This window comes from Streptomyces sp. NBC_00873 (genome assembly GCF_045207415.1).
Classification (GTDB): Bacteria; Actinomycetota; Actinomycetes; order Streptomycetales; family Streptomycetaceae; genus Streptomyces.
In genome coordinates this window covers 4,841,793-4,861,790 of record NZ_CP108803.1, presented here as the reverse complement: position 1 = coordinate 4,861,790, position 19,998 = coordinate 4,841,793, and the positions used below count along the sequence as shown (strand labels likewise).

Sequence of the window (19,998 nt, the reverse complement as noted above, 5' to 3'; positions counted from 1 at the left end):
CCCGCTCTGACGACCGTTCCGCCGCCGACCCGTGCGGCAGGCCCGCGAAGGTGAGACATGTTGCTCCGCTTGCTGACCGGGCTGCCCGCCGTGGTCCTCCAGAACGCCTTGGCCGCCCCCGTCGAGGCCACGCGCCGGATCGCCCCGCCGACCACCGACGCTGCACGGACGGTCGCTGAGCTGGTGAGCACCGGTGCGCGTGGCGCTGTGAGCGGCGCGGCGGCGGTGGCGGCGACCGCACTGCGGGTCGGCAGGGTCGCTCGCAACGCCGTGACCCCTCAAGTCGGTTACTGGCACGCCGGCTCCCGGATGCACCTCGCACTGCGGCAACATCCGGACGCGCAGGAACCCACCGTGGAGCGACTCGAGGCCGCCGCCGAGAAAGTGGCCGTCGAGCTGGCCGAGCACCCTGACGTGCTGATCGCCTACTGGGACGGCGGCCTGGGGCGGCTGGTCATGCAGACCACCGAGGGTGCGATCTGCGAGCAACTGGTGGACTGGGCGTCCGAACTTGCCGCCGAACACGGGCTGGTGCACGTCGGTGAGCAGACGCTGGAACACGCCCACCCGGGAGCATCCGGGGGCGTGCGCGCCAATGCTGTCGCCGTGGCGTGCGACGCGGCGGGCATCGCCACCTCCCTCGCGGCACGGACACTCTTTCTGAAGCCCGTGCCGGAGGTCGCCGTGGCCGCGGTCGTCGTGATGCGTGAGGACTCCCGGGTACGGACGGTGCTGAGCCGCGCGCTGGGCCCGGACATGGCCGATCTGGTGCTCGCCGCGGCCCATGCGGCTGTCTGTGGGATCGGGCAGTCGCCGAGTCCGCTGCTGCTCGACGCGGCATTGCGGACCGCCCAGTTGGTGGAGTCCGTTGCCCAGCTCGCGACATTCGACGCCCTGCACGACACGCTGTGCGCTCCGGACAGGCTGACCGTGGCCGGAGACGACGTCGTACGTCCGCCGCTGCGTGCGTGCCCTGGCGAACAGTATGCCGACGCCGCGATCAACGGGATGCTGGGCGGCGCCCTCGCCACGCTCCTGTTCACCCGCAACCTCGATGGGGCGGCCGAGACCGTACTGGCCGGTTCGCCCAAGGCTGCGCGCTACGGCCCGGCGGCCTTCACCGCGGCGCTCGGCAGTGCCCTGGCGCGCGAGGACGTGCTGGTCCGCAACCCGGAGCGGCTGCGCCGACTGGAGCTTGTGGACACCGTGGTGCTGCATCCTGAAGCGCTGCGCGGCACTCGGCGCACCGTGCTCGAGGTCCATCCCAGCATGGCCGGCTGGGATCACCGTCGGCTGTGGCAGGAGTCCACCGCAGCCCTGAGTGCGCCCGGGGACGGGGCAATGCCGTCCGGGGAGCCGGGACTCGGCCTGCGACCGGTGCCCGACGAGTTGGCGTCGGACACAGCGCGGTCGGACGCGGGACTGATGATCGCGTCGGTGCGCGGCGAAGATGTCGGTACCGTCCTGGTCGGCTGGGAGGTCGACCCGATGGCCGAGGCCGCGCTGGACGCGGCGCGCCGGGCAGGCCTGCACGTCGTTGTGCTGGACGACCACTCGCTCGGCGAGTTCGGGACGCTGACCGACCAACTCGCCCCTGCCGAGATCCCCTTGGCCGAGGTGGTGGCCGGCCTCCAGAGCGACGGGCGGACGGTCCTCACGGTGGCGCGCGTGCCGGACGACCGGGCTGCGGCGGAACGGGCGTTGACCGCGGCCGCCCGCGACGTACTCAACGGGCTGCTCCGCAGTGACATCGCCGTCGCCGTCGCCGACGAGCGCAGCGCGGTCGTCTGGGGCGCGGACATTCTGCCGCTGCGCGGGCTGGAGGGCACGTGGCGGTTGCTGTCCGCCGTGCCCGCTGCGCGGGCGGCCAGCCGGCGGTCCAAGTTCCTCGCCGAGGCGGGCGCCACGCTCTCCGAACTCCTGGTACTCACCCGCGGGGCCCGGACGCAACGGGTCCCCTTCCCCCTCGAACTGCGGATCAGCCCTGTCAACATCGCCACCGCCGCGTCTCTGGTGTCGGGCTGGTTCACCGCGCTGGGTGTCGCCGCCCGTACGACCCCGCACCCCGGGCAGCGGGTGCCTTGGCACGCTCTGCATCCGGAGGAGGTCATGGCCCGGCTGGCGAAGGCGCCGCGGGCCGCGCCCACCGCATGGGCGGTGGTGCGGACCCGGGCCGACCACGTCATGGGCGCCGCAGCCACTCACCCGGCCTTCGCGCCGGCGCGGGTCGGCGCACGTCTGGCAGGCGCCGTGTGGGCCGAACTCGACGACCCGTTCACCCCCATCCTGCTGGTCGGTGCCACCGCGTCGGCACTGCTGGGATCAGCAGTGGACGCATTCCTCGTCATCGGCGCCGTCGCGGGGAACGCCTTGGTCGGCGGAGTACAGCGGCTGCGCGCGGAGCAGGCACTGTCCGAACTCGTCACCGGGCAACGGCGAACAGCCCGGCGCCTCCCCGGCGTGTCAGCAGATGAGGCGACCCTCGTCGAGGCCGAACGGCTGACGCCCGGCGACGTGATCGAGCTGCGCACCAACGACGTCGTGCCGGCCGACGCACGCCTGCTGGAGGTCAGCGGCTTCGAGGTCGACGAGTCCTCGTTGACCGGCGAGTCACTGCCCACCCGCAAACAGGTGGCCGCCGTACCACAGGCGCCCGTCGCCGACCGCAGTTGCATGGTGTTCGAGGGCACCACGGTGGTGGCCGGCCACGCCCGCGCCGTGGTGGTGGGCACCGGCGACCAGACCGAAGCCGGCCGCGCGGCGTCCCTCGCCGCCCGGGTCCCCACCTCGGCGGGGGTCCAGGCACGACTGCACCGGCTGACCCGCCGGGTCCTGCCCCTCACCCTCGCCGGCGGCGCCGCGGTGGCCGGTCTGTCCCTGCTGCGCGGCCGTCCGGTGCGCACCGCGCTCCAGGGCGGGCTGGCCGTCGCGGTGGCCGCCGTCCCCGAAGGCATGCCCTTGGTGGCGACGGTGGCGCAGATGGCCGCGGCGCGCCGGCTCAGCAGGCTGGGTGTGCTGGTCCGCACGCCGCGCAGTCTGGAGGCCCTGGGACGCGTGGACACCATGTGCTTCGACAAGACCGGGACCCTCACCGAGAACCGGTTGCGGGTCGTCCGCCTGATCACTGCCGCCGGCGCCGAGCACCCGGCGTTCGGCCCCGAAGCGGAACCGATCCTTCGCATCGCCGCCCGGGCCTGCCCGCGCGTCGCTGAGCAGCCGGGTGCCCACGCCCACGCCACCGACGAGGCCGTCCTGGCAGCCGCCCCGCGCGAGACCGGGTGGACCACCGTGCGGGCACAGCCCTTCGAGGCGAGCCGGGGCTACGCGGCCGCCGTCGGAAGGGGCGACGACGGCGAGGACATGCTGGTCGTCAAGGGGGCGCCCGAAGTCATGTTGCCCTGCTGCCCCGCTGCGGATCCGACAGCCGTCGACACGGCACATGCCCTTGCCGCCCAGGGCCTGCGGCTGCTGGCCGTCGCCCAGCGCCGCCTCGCGGCGGAAGAAGCGACGGAGGCCCTGGACAAGCCCCTTGAACTGCTGGAACTCATCGGGTTCGTGGCACTGGCCGACACCCCTCGCGCCAGTTCGGCTCCGCTCGTGGCCGGTCTCGGCGAGGTCGGCGTACGACCCGTCATGCTCACCGGCGACCACCCTCAGACCGCCCGTTCCGTGGCGGTCGCTCTGGGCTGGCCATCGGATGTCACGGTCGTCACCGGTGACGAGCTGGCCGCACTCGACCGGGCGGGGCGGGCGCGCCTGCTCCGGGACTGCGGCGTCGTGGCTCGCGTCGCACCCGAGCAGAAGCTGCAGGTGGTCGAGGCGCTCCGGGAGGCGGGACGCGTCGTGGGCATGGTCGGGGACGGCGCCAACGACGCCGCCGCCATCCGCGCCGCCGATGTCGGGATCGGCATCGCGGCGCGCGGATCGGCCGCCGCGCGCAACGCCGCGGACCTCGTGATCACCAACGACGAGCTGTCGGTTCTCATCGACGCCATCGGCGAGGGCCGCGCCCTGTGGCGAAGCGTGGCCGACGCGATCAGCATTCTGCTCGGAGGGAACGCCGGCGAGGTCGGCTTCTCCGTACTGGGCACCTTGCTGTCCGGCACGTCGCCACTGACGACGCGTCAGCTACTGCTGGTCAACCTGCTCACCGACATGTTCCCGGCGATGGCGGTCGCGGTCACCCCTCACGATCCGGAACCCGAGGGTGAGCCCACCGCAGACGACGACGCACCCGTAGGCCTCGCCGTCCTCGGCCGGCCGCTGACCCGCCAGATCCGCGATCGTGGCCTGATCACCGGAATCGGCGGGACCGTCGCATGGCTGATCGGCAGCCTCACTCCGGGCTCGGTGCGGCGCACCAGCACGATGGCCCTGTGCGGTGTGGTCGGCGCCCAGCTCACCCAGACCGTCGTCGGACGCCGCCACAGCCCACTGGTCCTGGCCACCGTCCTCGGCACCGCTGCCGTGCTCATCGCCCTCGTCCAGACGCCCGTCGTCAGCCACTTCTTCGGGTGCACGCCGCTGGGCCCACTGGCGTGGGCCGGCGTGGCCGTGGCCGTCGGCGCCGCCGCCCTCGGACCCCGCGTACTGCCGCAGGCCGACCGGCTGCTGGCCGACCTCACCTCGCGAGTGCGTCCCCTGGTGCGGCTCGCCCACTGACGACCTGAAGGTGATTCAGCGCGGCGCCGGGAGTCGCGGTGACCCCGTCCGACCGGCCGCAGGGAGCTGCCGCGGCACCGGATCGGTTCGTGGCCTGCGCACTGTGGCACTTCCCTCCGGGCTGCCACAACGGCACCGAACTGATCCGGGACGGTTTCGTCCCTGTGCTGCGAGAAACAGGGCCTGCACCACTCGCCGTACTCACGACGGAGCCGGCGGCCAACACATTCCCCAGGCTCCCGGTCCGCACCGGGGAGAACGTCGTCGCAGTCTTCACCTCGTACCCGGACGAGAGCGCGCACCGCCGCCACCTCGCCCGCGCCATGGCTCATCCCCTCGTACGGGAGGAGCTTCTTCCGGACATCGAGCAGGCGCAGACCGCAGCCCCCGAACTCCTGAGGCTGGCCCCCACAGACCGCTCACTCATAAGCTGAGAGGCGGGGCGCCCTCTCGCGCCCCCGCGGGACGACACCCCCAGCCTCCTGAACGGGGCGTGCCAGTACGTGCCGGTCCGGTGGTGAACGCCCCCGGTCGGCCGGGTGGTCTCGGCGACTGAGCCCTCGCCCCTTCGGTGTTAGCGTCGTGTCCATGTCCAAGACCGAGATCGACGCAGTGACCGCCGAGTTCTTCGGCGCCTTTGACAATCGGGGCGGCAAGGCTGCCGACGTGGCCCGGATCCGGCGGCTGGTTCTTCCAAGCGGCGTGATCGTCACCACCGCCCCGGAGCTCACGGTCTACACCGTGGACGAGTTCATCGAGCCTCGCCGACGGCTGCTGTCCGATGGCCGACTGGTCGAGTTCTCCGAGTGGGAGACCTCCGAGCGGACCGAGGTCGCGGGCGATATCGCGTCGCGGTTCAGCGAATACCGCAAGTCCGGGGTCTTGGACGGTGAGCCGTTCGAGGGTGTCGGGACCAAGACCTTCCAGTTCGTCCGCACCTCGGACGGCTGGCGGATCACGGCATTCGCCTGGCACGACCGGCCCTGATTCGTCGGGCACCTGTCGGGGCGGGACGACCGGCAGAGAGACAGACTCGGTCGCCGAGGGAGGCGCGTGCCCCTACGTGCCGGTCAGGGCGGTGAACAGCGGTCAGCAGGCAGCTCCGCAACCCACGGACGTACCACCTTAATGCGCGTTTCCGCAGGTCAGACCCGCGTTCGGGGCCCAAGTCCCGAGTGTTCCCAGGCTCGGAACGCGAGTTCGACTCTCGTCACCCGCTCCATGAAGAAGCCCCCGGCCAACGGCCGGAGGCTCCTTGTTGTTCAGACCGGTCGCGGGTGGCGTGCTTTCTCTGTGCACCAACAGTGCGGCAAGGGCCCATCGACGCACGAGACGAGCCGCCCACCCCGGCTGCCCTTCTTCTGGATTACGGGGTCATCGGGTCCGGTAGGCGTCGACGATGGTTTGGGTGAGGGTGTTCCCGCCGGTGTCGGTCAGCTCCGCGCGCAAGGAGACGCCGGTGTCAGCGTGCGGGTTGTGGATCGTGACAGCGCCGTTCTCGACCGGAACCCGGGTCCACGAGGCGCCGTTGTCCACGGATACCGAGACCGTCAGCGAGCGCGCGCGTCCGTTCGCGGCGGCGCCCAGCACGGTGACCGGGACGCGGAGCGTCTCGTTCGCCACCGCGGTGCCGGTCGGGCTGAGTTCGGGCGAGAACCGCACGGCACTCACCGGCACCGGGACCGGACCCGTCGTCGTGTCCGAGGTGAAGGTCCACGACGTGGTCACCCGCGTGGCGACGCCGGGCGCACCGCCGCGCCTCACCGTGCTGGAGAGCCGATACGCCGCGCGCCCCGGCTCCACGGTGAACTCGGCCTTTCCGGGGGTGCCGGTCTTCGCTCCGACGCGCACACCGTTGCGGTGCAGAGTGGTCGAGGCCATGTCGTACGACGGTGACGACGGCACGTGGCCGTCGCCGTCGGCGAGCAGCGGGACATCGACGGCGAGCCGGTCGCCGTCGCGCACGACGCCTGGGCGGTCGGTGAGATCGGGGCCGAAGACGGCGTTGTCGAAGGTGTGGGTGGTCGTACCTCCGGCGCGCACGGCGATGCCGTTGGCGCTGTAGCGGTTCGCTGCCGCGCCGGGCGCAGCGGGGGCCCAGTAATTGATGTCCCAGGTGCCGCGTTCAGGCGTCACGAAGTAGGTGGCGGTCGCGGGGGTCGACAGTGCCTGGGTGACGCCGACGGTCGGTCCGGCAGTGGGTTGCAGTTCGACGGTCGCCCTCCCCTCGGTGCCCGGCCGGGCCGCGCCGCGGATCTGCACAGTGGCCAGGTCCTTCGCGGCGGGGTGCCGGACGAGCCCGGTCAGGGCGTGGCTGCCGGTGAAGGTGTGGCCGAGCGCGTAGCCGGCGGTGTCGGTCGTCCAGTAGGAGTCGAACCACTGCTTCACCGATCCGGGTTCGCTGTCGGGGCCCAGGTGCGCGACGCGCAGGTTCGGTGAGCCGTTGACCAGGTTGGCGCTCCGGACCGCGCCGTCGTGCTCGACCTGGACGAACATCGCGCTGTGCAGGAAACCTGCGGAGCGGTCGGGCGGTCGTACGTCGACGGGGGCGGTGGTCCGCGCGTCGACGGTGATGGTGGTGTCGCGGTCGAGGTCGAGGCGCGGCTGGACGACCCAGTCCGTGCCGTCCGCTGCCTTGACGGTGGCCAGCTCACTGTCCAGGAGGTACCGGCCCTTGGGCAGACGCACGGTGGTCGTGCCGGAGGCGTCGTACGGATGGACGGCCTCGCCGGCACCCGGCCCGGAGATTCCGGTGACGTGGGTGGTGTAGTCCGCCGTCTTGTGGCCGGTGCGGTCGAGGTGATGGATCGTGAGGGTGTACGTCGCCGGTTCTGCGGCGAAGGCGGCGGCGTTCCATGCGGGCGTCGTGCTGCCGGCCAGGGCGACGGCGAGAGCAAGCGTCCGGAGCGCGCTCCGGCGGGGTACGGAAGAACTGTTCATGACTTGCACTGCACTGCCGGGCGTCGGCGTTCCCGTGAGCCGGGTCACACAGGGCACGGGAACGTGGCCCCGAGGCACAAGGGGACGTAGCCCCGGGACGGCATGTGTGTGGCGCACGTCACCGGAACCGGTGCAACGGACACGGCAGAGCAGAGTGTGGAATCACTCATGAGGAATCGTTTCCGCCGCGGAGACCGCGACGCCCTGGGAGAGCTGTACGACGAGCACGCCCAAGTGCTGTACCGCTATGCCCTGCGGGTGACGGGCGACTGGGCGGAGGCCGAAGACGTCGTCTCGGCGACCTTCCTGGAAGCATGGCGCAGCCGGGAGAAGCTGCGCCCCGACGGGGACGGTCTGCGCCCGTGGCTGCTGGGCATCGCCACCAACATCATGCGCCGCAACGCACGCGCACGCCGATGCCGCGAGATCGCCCTCGCCCGCGTCCCGGAACGCGGCTCGGTCCCGGACTTCGCCGACGATCTCGTCACGCACCTCGCGGACAGCGAGCAACTGCGTGCCGCGCACGCCGCTCTCGCCCGCCTGCGCCGCCGAGACAGGGAGGTCTTCACCCTCGTGGTGTGGGCCGGCCTGGACTACGCGGCAGCGGCCGAGGCACTCGGCGTGCCGGTCGGCACCGTCCGGTCGCGCCTGTCCCGCGCCCGTACCCGACTGCGCGAGCTCACCGACGCCGAAGCCCGCGCCACACGCTCGCAGGGCACGCCGGCCGGAACCGAACGGCCACCCGCGGCAGGAAACAGAGCCCCCGTCACTAGCACCCCCGCCACCACCACCCCCGCCAAGCCACTGCCGGGCCGCACCGTGGCCCCGTTGCTGCCCCAGGAGAACCACGGATGAACTTCACCTCGCGGCGCCGTACGCACCACCGGTCCGAGGAGACCGAACGCCCCGGCCTCACCGCACTGCTGCCCCCGCCGCCGGTCCCCGGCCTGGACCCCGACCGTGAACTGCTGCTGAAGGAAACCCTGCTGCGCAAGGCCGCCGTCGCCGAACCACGTGGCGGCCTCACCCCCCGGGCCTCGCGCCCGCGTCGGCGTCTGGTCCGGGTCATGGTGCCCGCCGTCGCCTGCGCCCTGGCGGTCGGCGGCATCGTGGTGGCCGACCTCGCGGACACACCGGGGCACGGCACCACCGCCGTCACGGGTGGCCGCGCCCCCGGCGCGTCCGAAGCGGCACAACTCCTCGACCGCATCGCACTCGCGGCCGCAGGGAAGAATCAACCGACGGTCGGCGCCGACCAGTTCGTGTACATCGAGAGCAAGGTCGCCTACGCCGGGCAGAGCGCCGGGGGCGGCAAGGTGACCATGCCTCCTGCGCACACCCGGCAGGTGTGGCTGTCCGCCGACGGCAGCCGCCCCGGCCTGCTGCGCGAGGAGGGCGAGCCCGACTCCTCGCTCGGCGGCGACGCACCCGTCTACGACCTCGACAGCCGAGGGGCAACACCCAAGCCGCGCACCTCGCAGAAGAAGGCCGCGTCGATCAGCGACCCGACACACGCGTACGTCGCGTCGCTGCCCACCGACCCGGACACCCTGCTGAAACTGATCCGGGACGAGACCCGCGGACAGGGCCAGGACCCGGACCAGCGAGCATTCACCGCGATCGGCGAACTGCTGGCCGAGACCTGGGCACCACCGCAGGTCAGCGCCGCGCTCTACAAGGCCGCCGCGAAGATCCCCGGGGTCACGGTGATCCATGCGGTCGCCGACGCCACGGGACGCGAGGGCGTTGCCGTCGCCCGTACGGCACACGGGCAGCAGACGCAGTGGGTCTTCGACCGGACCACGTACGCGTTCCTCGGTGAACGCACGGTCCTCACCGAAGCCGACGAAGCCGGCCCGGCCGGGACCGTTGTCGGCACCTCCGCGGTCCTCACCAAGGCCGCGGTCGACCGCGCCGGCGAGACTCCCGCGCCGATGACCACGTAGCGGGGCAGCCATCCACACGGTCGCCCCGGATCGCGGTTCCACCGGGGCGGCAGCTACCGGCTCCCATCCGTTCAGGAAGCCTGTGCGTGGACGGACTGCGCCGTTCGGCGGCCTCGTCCCCCAGCGGGTCCGGTCCCGGGCGGCGCCGGCCCCGCAACGTCCTGGTGGCCCGCTCGTGAGAGACCGGGCCCGGCTGCCGGGCTGGACGGGGCAGGGGGCTGATGCATGATGATATTGCCCAGCTCAGTGGGTAGTTGGTCAAAAGAGCCGGTTGGGGGCCCTGCTTGTGAATGATGCGGTCGAGTTGGCGGACATGATCGCGCAGCTGCGCCAGGAACTGAGCCGGGCGATGTCAGCCGGGGAGGACGCCGACCTGCGGTTCAAGGCGGAGCGGGTGGAGCTGGAGCTGACGGTGGGGGTGGAGCGGACCCATGAGCCGGGGGTGAAGGTGAGGTTCTGGGTATTCGACGCGAGTGCGACGGCGAAGCGGTCGGCCACGGTCACTCAGAAGCTCACGCTGACGTTGCAGCCGGTGAGCGCGGACACCCCGGATCAGATGGCGTTGATCTCCGGGGACGAGCTGCTCGGTGAGGACTGAGGGGGCGGCCGTGAGCGGCGGACTGGACCCGCACCGCATCGCGGAGGTCATCGTCACCACCACCGCCGGCAGCGGGCGGCGCGGGTCGGGGTACCGGATCGGCGACACGGCAGTGCTGACGGCGTTCCATGTGGTGGCCGAGGCCGCGGACGTGCAGGTGCGTTTCGACGCCGACCGACCGGGGCAGTGGGTCGCGGCCGCGGTGGTGGCCTGGTCGGACACCGGCACCGATGTGGCTGTGCTGACCGTCGCGCCCCAGCCGGGTGCCACTCCCGTCGCGCCCGCACGGTTCGGGCGTATCGGCGACGACCGTCATGCCGTCATCGGTGTGCATGCAGCGGGATTCCCGCTGTGGAAGCGGCGACGCGGCCCCGATGGGAGGCAGTTCCGGGAACTGCACCAGGCGGACGGGACCGTGGCGGCACTGTCCAACCTGAGGACCGGCACCTTGGAGATCACCGTTCCGGTGGCGGCGGCCGACCCCGACCCCAAGGTGTCGCCATGGTCGGGGATGTCGGGCGCCGCCGTATGGGCCGGGAGCCGCATCGTCGGAGTGGTCGCCGAACACCACCGATGGGAGGGGCTGGGCCGGCTGGCAGCGGCCCGCATCGACCACACCCTGCGCCGGGTCGGTGAGCCACTCCGGAGTGAGCTGGCCGAACTGTTGGTGATCGCCGACCCGCAGGCGCTGCCTGACGTGGGTGCCGAGCCGCCCGTCCCGGATTCTCCGCCTCCGCAGGCGGGCTCGAAGGTCATCGGGCTGCCGGTCACGCATGGGCTCGAGTTGTTCAAGGACCGCGCCGAGGCACGCGAGATGATCGGCCGTCACCTCGCGGATCCGGCCATCCGCATGGTGACCGTCACGGGCCGACGGGGCATGGGCAAGAGCGCGGTCGCCGCCAAGGTCGTGGAGATGCTGGAGCAGGGCGAGTGGCCGGGCCACGCCCAGGCACAGCTTCCTTCGGGACTCGTCAATCTGAGCACCCGTACGTCCGGTGTCTCCCTGGAGCGCCTCTACGTCGACTGCGCCCGCGCGCTCGGCTCCGATCACGAGACGCGTCTGCTCGACATCTGGGCCACGAACCGCCCCGTACAGGACAAGATCGGTGAGCTGTTCGCCGCGATGGGGGACCGGCTCTTCATCATCCTGATCGACAACCTCGAGGACCGGCTTCAGGACGACGGCCGGCTCGACGACGACGAACTCGCGATCTTCCTCGACTGCCTCTTCCGGGCAAGATCCACGCCACGGCTGATGGTCACGTCGCAGATACCGTTGCGGCTCGCACCCGAGTTGCGCCGTTTCGCCGCGGAAGTCGAGCTGTCCGACGGTCTGCCGCCCACCGAGTCCGTCGCGCTGCTGCGCGAACTCGACCAGGACGGCAGCCTTGGCGTGGCGCAGCTGTCCGACGCTCAGCTGCTGCAGGCGGCGGTCCATGTCCACGGGGTTCCGCGCGCACTGGAGCTGTTGGTGGGCGCCATGGCCGACGACACTCTGGTGCTGCCGACGCTGCAGGACGTACTGGAGGACTTCACCCTGCGCGGTGACGTGGTCGCCGGCCTCGCCGAGGACCGGTACCAGCAGCTCGGCCCTGAGGGCCGCACGGTGTTGAACGTCCTCGCGGTGCTGCGCACGCCCGTGCCACGGGAGGCGATCGAGTGGATCGCGGGCGGCCTCGATCCCGGCCTCGACGTCATGCCGGTCCTGTCCCACCTGCTCCGGACGCGCATGCTGTCGGTGGACCGGGCCAGCCGCACCTTCGCACTGCACCCGATGGACGCCGACCTCGCGTGCGGCGCCATGCCATGGGACGGCGCGCTGGGACGGCGATCCGTGGAGCGGCGGGCGGCCGACTGGTACGCGAGTGTCGCCCCGCCCCGCCCGGACTGGCACGGTCTGGACGACATACAGCCGTACCGACGCGAATTCGACCACCGTGTGCGCGCCGGGGACATGGACGATGCCGCACTGGTCCTCGGCACGATCAGCGAATGGATGGTCTGGCATGGCTCGGTGCTTGCGGCGAACTCGATGCACTTGGCACTGGAGGAACAGTTGACCGACGACCGGGCACGTCTCACCCATCTGATCAGCTTCGGGCACGTCCGGTTGAGCGGAGGCCCGTTGGCACACGCGGCGGACCTGTTCACCGAGGCGGCCGACCTGGCCGAGAGCCTCGATGACCGCCATGCGCTGCAGAACGCCATGTTCGGCCTGGGCGATGCCTACCGTCAGCTGGGCCGCCTCGACGCCGCCATCGGCCCGCTGGCCCGGGCCGGCGATCTGGCACATGCGAACAGCGATGCCGAAGCCGAGGTGCATGCCATCCTCAGCCTCAGCCTCGCCCACAGCACCCTGGGCGACGGGGCGGCCGCCCTTGCCGGTGCCGACCGGCTGCGCGAACTCGCACATACGTCAGGGGACCTGCTCACCGAGGCCCGTTCGTGGAACGCCCGCTTCACCGCCCTGCTGACCATGGGCCGCTGGGAGGAGACCATCGCAGCGGGCGACAGGGCCGTACGCGCCTATCAGGACGCGGGCATCCGGGAAGCCACGGACTACGCGCTGAACGCCAAGGGCGTGGCCATGCTCGCGCTGGGGCGGGTGGCGGAAGCTCTGGCATCGCTGGGGGCGGCGCTCCAAGCGGCGTCGGCAATGGAGAATCCGCGCACCGAGGGTGTCTGCCTCTACAACATGGCGTGGGCCCACTGGACCGACGGCGGGTACGGACAGGCCGCCGAGACAGCCGAGCGAGCAGCTGCCTCCCTGCAGCTCGCCGGGGCCACGGAAGCCGCCGCGGCCGAGGCGCTCGCCGAGGCGGCCCGCGCCCGGACGGTGCCCGACCCGCAGGCGGCCGCCGACGCACTGGCCCGGTCCGCCGACGGCGTCGGAGGCAATGTCGAGATGGTCCGTCCGGCCTGGCTCATCGAGGAGGCAGGGCGGTTGCGCGGCGAAGCCTGACGCTGCGCGGCCCGGATACCCCGGTAGTGACCGGGTGCCGTGAGCGCCGTGCTCAGGTTCTTGCTCCTGAGCTGCGGACGTCATTGATTCCCGAGCGCGGAGCGGGTGACGTGTTCGGCTCTCGTCCCCCGCTCCGAGCAAGGGCCCGGGCCGACGGCCCGGGGCTGTTGCGACGGCCCACTCGCCACTACTCGCCGATGCGCACCATCGCGAGCGTGATGTTGTCGGGGCCTCCCGCCTCGATAGCGGCCTTCCACAGCTCGAAAGCGGCCCTGCCGTCGTTGTGCACGCGCAGCAGACTGTCGAGTGCGTCCTCCGTCACCGGGTCGGTCAGCCCGTCGGTGCAGACCAGGTAGCGATCACCTGCGGACAGCGGCGCCGTCGTGACGTGGGGCGTGATGGCGCTGAACCGGCGGGCGCCGCCGAGCGCCTGTGTGACAAGTGACGTGGTGCGCCGGCCCGGCGGCAACGGCGGGCTGTCGTCCACGCTCACCTGGCGGAGTCCGTCCCGAGTCGCGTCGAGCACCCTGCTGTCGCCGACGTTGAAGGCGAGCAGCGACTCCGCCAGCACGACGGCGCCCGCGACCGTGGTCCCCATGGTGACCAGTTCCGGATTGCCGTCGGCGGCTGCGTACACCGCGTCGTTGCAGACGTTCAGAGCGTCACGAACGGCTTCCTCGCTGTCCAATGAAGGACCGAACGACGCGAGTTGGCGGACGACCAGCGCACTGGCCACTTCGCCGGCGGGCTGCCCGCCGATCCCGTCGGCGACCGCGACGACGAGCGGCGTGCCGAGAGGGAACAGCAGCGTCTGCGGATTCTCGGTCACGGTGCCGCACAGCGTCCACGGTCCGACAACGAGGCTGTCCTCGTTGTGATCGCGAATGAGCCCGGTGTGGCTCAATGCAGTGACGGCTATGTACGGCATCGAAGGGCCCCGCTCTCCGCAACGGCAGGCGCGTCCCGCACCTCCATTGTGCCGCCGTGGGCACGCTGATGACGCAGCCCCGCCCAGCAGACTGTCGCGCATGCGCGGCGACACCACCGCGCGCTGCCGGATACGCCGCGCCGCTGACGCCGGCCCTGCCCGTCCGTGCCTCCACCACGGCGCACTCGCCGGGCGAGGCGTTACGGCCTTCGGCCTCAGGGGCAGGGATCGGATCATGCCCATGCTCGTCGGAACCTCAGGGTGGCAGTACAAGGACTGGCGCGGTGTTCTCTATCCCCCCGGGCACCCGCAGCGGCTGTGGCTGGAGGAGTACGCCCGGCACTTCGCCACCGTGGAGAACAACAACGCCTTCTACCGGCTCCCCACGGCGGAGATCTTCGCCTCCTGGCGGGAGCGGACGCCGCAGGGGTTCGTCATGGCGGTCAAGGCCAGCCGCTACTTGACCCATCTGAAGCGGCTGCGTGATCCCGCGGAGCCGGTGCTCCGGCTGATGGATCACGCCGAGGGCCTCGGCGACCGCCTGGGACCCGTGCTGCTCCAACTACCTTCGAACTTTCGTGCGGACATCGGGGCTCTGGACGCCTGCCTGAACTGCTTTCCCGACGGGGTTCGGGTGGCCGTCGAACTCCGGCACACCTCGTGGTGGGAGGCGGAGCGGGAGCTCCGGGCGGTGCTGGAACGGCATGGCAGCGCGCTGTGCTGGGCAGATCGCTGGTCCCGCCCGGTGACGCCGCTGTGGCGTACCGCGTCATGGGGGTACGTACGGTTCCACGGCGGCATCGCGGAGCCGCCGCCGCGCTACGGCCGCCAGGCGTTGACGTCCTGGGCCCGTCGCATCGTCGACGCCTGGCCCGACGAGGACGATGTGTATGTGTACTTCAACAACGACCTGGGTGGTGCGGCCGTCGTGGACGCCGTGAAATTCGCCCGCGCAGCGGCCGCGTTGGGCCGGACGGTGAGCCGTACGCCTCCCGGAGCCCTGCCGGGGCAGTCCACGTCCTGAGGGTTTTCCTGCCGGGCTCTGCTTGTTCCGGGTGCGGCGGAATCGGCTCGGCTCGCCTCGCAGGTGGCCGGATCTCCCCCACCGCGCCGCGCCGGACAGCCATCCGCTCCGCATCCGGCCGCGCGGCACCGGGCGCGGGGGGCGAATTCCCGTACGCGGGACGTTGCTTGAAGCAGCAGTCACCTCGCCCGTCACGATGAGGTAGGCCGCACCGGTGGGCCCTTCGCCCGGCGCCCCGGTGCGACCGTATGCCGTTGATTGGCGACCGTACCGGACCTGGCTGATGATGGAAGTTCAAGGAGCGACGTCCAAGGGCTGGGCCATGGCTGTGTGGCATGTGCGGGACTTCACGCCGGACGATCTCGAATCGGTGGTGCGGCTCGACGCCGAGAGCGCCACGACCGACCGGCCCGCTGTTTTCCGCCTGTCCGAGGTCGTCGCCGCGGTGCAGGCGCAGAATCCCGGTGTCGTCGCGGTGGCCGACGGGCATCTCGTGGGCGCGGCGGTGGGGCGGGTGGACGGCGACCGGGCCTGGGTTCTGCGTATCGCCCTGCATCCGGCCTGGCGGAACCTGGGGCTGGGCACCGCGCTGCTCTCCGCCCTGGAGCGCCGCCTGCAGAGCGCCGGAGCCAAGATCGTCGCCGCGGTTCTGCCCGAGGAGGAGACGGGCGCCGCCGCGCTCGGCCATTCCGGGTTCCGCCAGCATCGGGGGCTGACGTACTTCGAGAAGGTGCAGTCGGTGACCGCCCAGGACTCCGCGATCCTGTCCTCGCTCGGGGCGACGGTGCCCGCGGCCGGGCTCTGGGAGAAGCTCTCAGGTATGGCGGACGAGAAGCGGCTCGTCGAACGCCGGCTGGTGCTTCCCCTGGCCAACCCCGAGCTTGCTGACGCGCACGGCGTCGAACCACCCCAGGCCGTCGTACTGTTCGGTCCCCCGGGTACGGGCAAGAGCACCTTCGCCAAGGCTGTGGCCAGTCGGCTCGGCTGGCCGTTCGTCGAGCTCTTCCCCTCCCGGCTCGCGCTGGAGGGCGGGCTCGCGCACGGACTCAGCCGCCGCTTCGAGGAGATCGCACAACTCGACCATGCGCTGGTCTTCATCGACGAGGTGGAGGAAGTCGCCGGCACCCGCAACCTCGCCGACCCCATGTCTGTCGGCGTGGTCAATGAGCTCCTCAAATCGATCGTGCGGTTCCGCGACCGCGACGGCAGACTGCTCATCTGCGCCACCAATACGGTCGCCGCCCTGGATCCGGCCTTCCTGCGCCATGGCCGATTCGATTACGTCCTGCCCGTCGGGCCGCCCGACCACGAGGCCCGTAAGGCCCTGTGGACCAGCTATATCGCCAAGACCGGGACCGAAGCCGACACGGCCGTGCTGGCCGAGGCCAGCGAGGGATTCACCCCCGCCGACATCAAGCAAGCCGCCCGTACGGTCGCCCAGTCCGTCTTCGAACGCACCCTCGACACCGGAGAGAGGGCCCAGCCGACCACCGAGGACTTTCTCCACACGATCAGGCACACCCGTCCCACTGTCACCACCGACATGGCCCTGGAGTTCGCCGACCACACCATCCGCTACGGCCGCACCTGAAGGCCCGCGGCGGCATTTGATCCGCTCCGGCGGGCCCATGCCCGCGCGCGATCTCCGAACGGCTCCGGCAGGCGTTTCCGGATGATCGCGGGGAGGAGTACAAAACCGGGCGCCGCAGGAGAACACACCGAGTTCGGTGAGCTCCGCCGCGGGACAGGTGCGCCCCGGGCGTCCGCGGATGCGGTGCCCCACCGCATCCGCGGTGATCCTTTTGCCCGCCCGACCCAGGTGATCTTCTTTATCGCCTTTCGGGCGCCATTCCCTTCCTTGCCCACTCATGAACCGCAAGTTGCACAGCGTGAAACGAAAAGAGATGGCACATTCATTCGCCGGTGACATCTCCCACATCGATGTTCGGCAATGCAGTCACCGAATAGTAGATATCACGACGGCGACTTGATGAGATTTGTCCGACTTGATGTCACATGCCCCGCGCAGGGTGGGTCGAAATCCGAACGGGCGGGTGGTCGCGCCCGTTCATCCGGCATGCAGGGAACCCTGACGACGCAACAGGACTTCTCGCGCCCCCAGGAGCCGGACAAGCACGGCCGGACGGCCGTGGCAAGGGCCGGCCGTCACTACGAAGCTTGATAGTAATGGGGCCTGTTGCCCCGCCTCGCGGCAGTTCCAAGAATGACGGCCGCACAGCATCTCCAATGCTCAAGCCCAGGAACTGCGCGGAACCCTGCCCTACCGGGAGCGCTCCGCGATTACCGAGCGAGGTCACGCATGAGGAAGCACCGCAGGAAGACGTCCTACCGGCCGATAGCCATCGCTGTCGTCGCAGCGGGAGCCGTGGGTATCCCCTCTGCGGCCATGGCCTGTCTGGGCTCTCCGGAGGACGCGGGCAGCCGGCCCACCGCCCACTGGACGAACGTGAGCTCTGCGCACCACTGGAAGACCCCGAGCTCCGCGCACCGCTGGACGGCTGGTTCCTGGGGGCAGAAGCCGACTGCGAGTGCGCCCACGAGCCCTGCGGCGTCTGCGAGCGCATCGGCAGCACCTGCCCCGACCACCGCCCCCGCGTCCGCGGACACGGCCCGCGTGCTGGCGCTCGTCAACAGCGAGCGCGGCAAGGTCGGATGCTCGCCGCTCGCCTTCAACGCCAAGCTGACCAAGGCCGCGCAGGACCACAGCAAGGACATGGCCGACCACCGGAACATGTCCCACACGGGCTCCGACGGATCGTCGCCCGCCGACCGGATCACGCGAGCCGGTTACACCTGGAGTGCCTACGGCGAGAACGTCGCCTACGGCTACTCCACACCCGAGTCGGTGATGAAGGCCTGGATGACCAGCCCGGGCCACAAGCGCAACATCCTCGACTGCACGTACAAGGAAATCGGCATCGGACTCGCGCAGCCCGGCCACTACTGGACGCAGGATTTCGGAACGGCCCGATAACCGACCAGGAAATCCTCGGTGGCCGCCGCGTGGCTCCCGGTCGCGATGCCGGCGCCGAGGCACAGAATGACGAACAGGAGCCAACCGGCGATGGCACTCCATGGGTGCCGTGCGCTCCAACCGGCCATACGTACTCGGCGATTTCTCATACCCCGAATGCCGGTCCGCGGGACGGTGCTCCCGGCAGCCTCGACCGGTTGAACCCCCGTGTCCACCGGCCGGTGGACACGAAGGGCCCGCCGGCATCTCCGTGGCCCGTGGCGGCGTGCGTGGCTCAGGAACTGCCGCTCGCGTTCTCCTGAAGGATCGCGGCGATGTCGGCCACATCGTTCCCGATGGTCAGCACGCCGTTGATGTCGGGCGTCGAGGCGCCGTTCACCCCGATGAAGAACACGTCGTAGTGCCCCTGACTCGTCTCCAGATACCCGGCCGTCGTCTCCGCGCCCACCGCCAGCCGGCCGTTGAGGAGGTCGCCGCCGACGACGACGGTGCCTGTCTTGGCGGAGACCTTGCCTCGGGCGGGGCAGTCGCGGCACTTGCCCGCGAGGGTGCCGTCGACGCCCAGGGTCGGCAGAGCCTCCCGGAAGCGGTCCGCATCGGGGGTGCCCTGCCAGTACGTCAGGATCCGGGTGACGGCGCGGGGCGTGGTGCGGTCGGCGGGGTTGCCGCCGCGGCGGTCGGCCAGCTGCACCGCCTTGCGGTCCACCTTCGCCTCGTCCAGGAACTTCGCCAGTGCGGGGAATCCGTCCGGGCACTGATGACTTCCCGTACTGACGGCCATGAGGCAGATACCGAGGTTCGCCCCGAGGTTGTGGCTCACCTTGAAGATGAGGCGGGCGTACTGCTCGAACGGCGGGGACGTGAACCGGGCCACCTCGGGCGCGCCCCGGTAGGAGTCGGGCAGCTTGCCGGCCGGATTGGCTCCGACCGCGGCCGCGGTGACCTCGACCCCGGCGCGCTTCAGTGCCTCGATCAAGGCGGTGCGGCCGAAGGCGTTCGGATCCCGGATGTCCGACACCCGCAGGACCGGGGCGGAATCGGCGGCGATGGTGCCGGAGAGCTGGATGCGGGTGCCGTCGGCGGAGGGCGCCACCGTGATGTCGGCGGGCTTGCCCGCCTCGACGGTTCGGACGGAGGACGTGACGCGGTACGGCGCCACCTTCGGGCGCCAGTCCAGCTTGGCGGGCGCGCCCGGTGCGTCGCCGGGGGTGGTGAGCAGGTCGATGAGGTTGTCGTTGATGATCAGCGGCGTCGGCGTCGGGACGAATTCCGGGTCGGGACGGAACAGCCGGGCGTCCACGACCACGTCGCCGTCCACCTTGGTGATCCCCGAGGCGCGTACCTGCCGGGCCAGTTGGTCGATGCCGGCCAGCGGGTTCTGCGGAGTGAGGGACGCTCCGGGGATGTCGTCGGCGTAGGTGTGGTCAATGGTGGTGAAGGCGACGGTGCCGTCCGCACGCGTACGGCCGCCGAGGGTCAGGTCGCCCTGCGCGACGAGGCTCAGATTCCCGGTGAGGGTCGCGCCCCGGCGCTCTCCGACGGCATGGACCGGCGTGACGAAACGGTGATCGCTGCCGAGGGTGTGCCAGGCGCCGCTGACGCCGAACAGTTCGGCCACGGAACCGGGGATGAAGAACTGGTCCGCGTAGCGCGACTGCACCACCTTGCCGGTCTCCGGGTTCTGCTCGAACAGACCCCACTGGGCGTGCGGGTAGTCGGACTTGCCCATGATCGAGGAGATGCGCGGGTCGAGCTCGTCCGGGTCTTTCGACGGCATCACCCAGTCCATGCCGAACGCGGCGACAGTGGCGACCAGCACGAGTCCGAGGAGTGTGAAGACGCGCCGATGCCTCCGGTTCCGGCGTCGGTTTCCGGTGACGGCTGATGACATGCGGACTCCACCGGTGTGTGTGGTGCACGAGGACCGGGAAAGGGGCGTTCCG

The 19,998-nt window shown here is 71.0% G+C and carries 13 protein-coding genes; 10 read left to right on the top strand and 3 right to left on the bottom strand.

What is annotated here, in order from left to right; all coding sequences use genetic code 11:
- The first annotated feature begins 57 nt into the window (after nt 1-57).
- The 3 genes from OH809_RS22355 to OH809_RS22345 all read left to right on the top strand — a co-directional run bounded on the left by OH809_RS22355 (nt 58) and on the right by OH809_RS22345 (nt 5,649).
- Nucleotides 58-4,662 (top strand): HAD-IC family P-type ATPase, encoded by a 4,605-nt coding sequence (locus tag OH809_RS22355; RefSeq protein ID WP_406420708.1) that lies wholly within the window; start codon nt 58-60, stop codon nt 4,660-4,662.
- Nucleotides 4,663-4,751: 89 nt separating this feature from the next.
- A complete protein-coding gene (locus tag OH809_RS22350) occupies nt 4,752-5,096 on the top strand; it encodes a hypothetical protein (protein ID WP_406420709.1) in 345 nt (114 codons plus the stop codon).
- A 154-nt stretch (nt 5,097-5,250) separates the two neighbouring features.
- Nucleotides 5,251-5,649: a DUF4440 domain-containing protein gene (locus OH809_RS22345; protein ID WP_406420710.1), complete on the top strand. Its 399-nt coding sequence runs from the start codon at nt 5,251-5,253 to the stop codon at nt 5,647-5,649.
- A 387-nt stretch (nt 5,650-6,036) separates the two neighbouring features.
- Here the strand turns inward: OH809_RS22345 and OH809_RS22340 are convergent, their stop codons facing one another.
- Nucleotides 6,037-7,602, bottom strand: a complete 1,566-nt coding sequence (locus OH809_RS22340) for a serine protease (protein ID WP_406420711.1) — start codon at nt 7,600-7,602, stop codon at nt 6,037-6,039.
- A gap of 168 nt (nt 7,603-7,770) precedes the next feature.
- Here OH809_RS22340 and OH809_RS22335 point away from each other — a divergent pair, with 168 nt between their 5' ends.
- From OH809_RS22335 to OH809_RS22320, 4 genes are all read left to right on the top strand, one after another.
- The gene (locus tag OH809_RS22335) at nt 7,771-8,457 is read left to right on the top strand and encodes an RNA polymerase sigma factor (protein WP_406420712.1); all 687 of its coding nucleotides are present in this window, start codon (nt 7,771-7,773) and stop codon (nt 8,455-8,457) included.
- Nucleotides 8,454-9,548, top strand: coding sequence for a CU044_5270 family protein (locus OH809_RS22330; RefSeq protein WP_406420713.1), 1,095 nt, complete (start codon nt 8,454-8,456; stop codon nt 9,546-9,548). Before OH809_RS22335 ends, OH809_RS22330 begins: the two co-directional genes overlap by 4 nt.
- A 286-nt stretch (nt 9,549-9,834) precedes the next feature.
- Complete coding sequence (locus tag OH809_RS22325; protein ID WP_406420714.1) at nt 9,835-10,146, top strand: trypco2 family protein; 312 nt, start codon at nt 9,835-9,837, stop codon at nt 10,144-10,146.
- 10 nt (nt 10,147-10,156) lie between these two features.
- Nucleotides 10,157-13,108 carry a trypsin-like peptidase domain-containing protein gene (locus tag OH809_RS22320; protein WP_406515484.1) on the top strand — a complete coding sequence of 984 codons (2,952 nt, stop codon included), beginning with the start codon at nt 10,157-10,159 and terminating at the stop codon, nt 13,106-13,108.
- A 187-nt stretch (nt 13,109-13,295) separates the two neighbouring features.
- Here OH809_RS22320 and OH809_RS22315 read toward each other — a convergent pair whose 3' ends face one another.
- Nucleotides 13,296-14,036: a PP2C family serine/threonine-protein phosphatase gene (locus OH809_RS22315; protein ID WP_366691475.1), complete on the bottom strand. Its 741-nt coding sequence runs from the start codon at nt 14,034-14,036 to the stop codon at nt 13,296-13,298.
- A gap of 235 nt (nt 14,037-14,271) precedes the next feature.
- On the opposite strand from OH809_RS22315, the gene OH809_RS22310 reads away from it, so the two are divergent.
- From OH809_RS22310 to OH809_RS22300, 3 genes are all read left to right on the top strand, one after another.
- Nucleotides 14,272-15,060, top strand: a complete 789-nt coding sequence (locus OH809_RS22310) for a DUF72 domain-containing protein (protein WP_406420716.1) — start codon at nt 14,272-14,274, stop codon at nt 15,058-15,060.
- 322 nt (nt 15,061-15,382) lie between these two features.
- The gene (locus tag OH809_RS22305; protein WP_406515483.1) at nt 15,383-16,651 is read left to right on the top strand and encodes an ATP-binding protein; all 1,269 of its coding nucleotides are present in this window, start codon (nt 15,383-15,385) and stop codon (nt 16,649-16,651) included.
- Between the two features lie 729 nt (nt 16,652-17,380).
- The gene (locus OH809_RS22300) at nt 17,381-18,055 is read left to right on the top strand and encodes a CAP domain-containing protein (RefSeq protein WP_406420718.1); all 675 of its coding nucleotides are present in this window, start codon (nt 17,381-17,383) and stop codon (nt 18,053-18,055) included.
- Between the two features lie 274 nt (nt 18,056-18,329).
- On the opposite strand, the gene dacB is transcribed toward OH809_RS22300, so the two are convergent.
- A complete protein-coding gene (gene dacB, locus OH809_RS22295) occupies nt 18,330-19,946 on the bottom strand; it encodes a D-alanyl-D-alanine carboxypeptidase/D-alanyl-D-alanine-endopeptidase (protein WP_406515482.1) in 1,617 nt (538 codons plus the stop codon).
- Nucleotides 19,947-19,998: the final 52 nt, after the last annotated feature.

Bases quoted from the DNA above. Each gene is read 5' to 3' on its own strand.
- OH809_RS22355 (WP_406420708.1), top strand. From the start codon at position 58: ATGTTGCTCCGCTTGCTGACCGGGCTGCCCGCCGTGGTCCTCCAGAAC.
- OH809_RS22345 (WP_406420710.1), top strand. From the start codon at position 5,251: ATGTCCAAGACCGAGATCGACGCAGTGACCGCCGAGTTCTTCGGCGCC.
- OH809_RS22340 (WP_406420711.1), bottom strand. From the start codon at position 7,602: ATGAACAGTTCTTCCGTACCCCGCCGGAGCGCGCTCCGGACGCTTGCT.
- OH809_RS22335 (WP_406420712.1), top strand. From the start codon at position 7,771: ATGAGGAATCGTTTCCGCCGCGGAGACCGCGACGCCCTGGGAGAGCTG.
- OH809_RS22330 (WP_406420713.1), top strand. From the start codon at position 8,454: ATGAACTTCACCTCGCGGCGCCGTACGCACCACCGGTCCGAGGAGACC.
- OH809_RS22315 (WP_366691475.1), bottom strand. From the start codon at position 14,036: ATGCCGTACATAGCCGTCACTGCATTGAGCCACACCGGGCTCATTCGC.
- OH809_RS22310 (WP_406420716.1), top strand. From the start codon at position 14,272: ATGCCCATGCTCGTCGGAACCTCAGGGTGGCAGTACAAGGACTGGCGC.
- OH809_RS22305 (WP_406515483.1), top strand. From the start codon at position 15,383: ATGGCTGTGTGGCATGTGCGGGACTTCACGCCGGACGATCTCGAATCG.
- OH809_RS22300 (WP_406420718.1), top strand. From the start codon at position 17,381: ATGAGGAAGCACCGCAGGAAGACGTCCTACCGGCCGATAGCCATCGCT.
- dacB (WP_406515482.1), bottom strand. From the start codon at position 19,946: ATGTCATCAGCCGTCACCGGAAACCGACGCCGGAACCGGAGGCATCGG.